Origin of the sequence: Actinomyces sp. HMSC065F12 (assembly GCF_001814535.1) — a bacterium.
Classification (GTDB): domain Bacteria; phylum Actinomycetota; class Actinomycetes; order Actinomycetales; family Actinomycetaceae; genus Pauljensenia; species Pauljensenia radingae_A.
In genome coordinates this window covers 1-820 of sequence record NZ_KV816969.1, presented here as the reverse complement: position 1 = coordinate 820, position 820 = coordinate 1, and the positions used below count along the sequence as shown (strand labels likewise).

Genomic DNA, 820 nt, shown 5'->3' with positions numbered 1-820 from the left:
ACGTTCAACACGCAGTCGTACACGCAGCACCAGGTGACGCAGGTGTATCACGTGCGCCCGAGCGAAGCGGGCGGCACAGTGCCTATCACGCTTGTGCCGAACTTCCACTCGTACAAGAAGGCGAAGTTCATGATGGGCGCAAGTGTGCTGACGATCAGTCGTATTGACGCTGAGATTGAGCCGGAAGTCGAGTATTTGAAAATGCCGAACGACGCTGCGCCGCCCGCACCGCCTAAGCCTGTTCGCCGCACGATCACGGTGTCACCAGCGTGGGCTGATTCCAACCGTGGCGAAGGAAAATATGCGTCGAGTGGTTCGTATTACACGCAGGTGCGTTTCAACGCGCCAGCCGTGAAAGGAAAGCGCGTCACGAGCTTGAAAGTGACGGGCAGGTGTACGTGGGACTTTGTTGACGGCGGTAATGGTCATTCGTTCCCCTGCAATTTGGCAGATGAATACCGTGATGTGTTCATGCGCGACTACGGGACGTTTAGCGTGTTTTTTGGGGCGAAAGCCGCGCAAATGATGACGCGCTACGGGTACGCGAACTTCACGATCCAAAAGGGTGACAGTACGTATAACGAGTACGACCCGTGGAGCTTCCGCCTGCACGTCGTGTATGAGTCATAACAAAAGGGGGAAGTATGGAGATAGTGGAGATTAGCGCAGCAGAGTTTGACGATCTACGCAGGAAGGTCGAACAAGAAGAACTCCGCCGCGCCACCATGCACACCGCAGAAGAACAAGCGGCTGAACTGGCCGTCCAATACGTGCGCGCGGGCGGCATGTTAGACGTACTGATCGAAGCCATGTGCAACGG

The 820-nt window shown here is 56.1% G+C and carries 1 protein-coding gene; it reads left to right on the top strand.

What is annotated here, in order from left to right; translation table 11 throughout:
* Positions 1-630 (top strand): hypothetical protein (locus HMPREF2975_RS05045; protein WP_227469264.1); only part of this gene is annotated, 630 nt, incomplete at its 5' end.
* Positions 631-820: the final 190 nt, after the last annotated feature.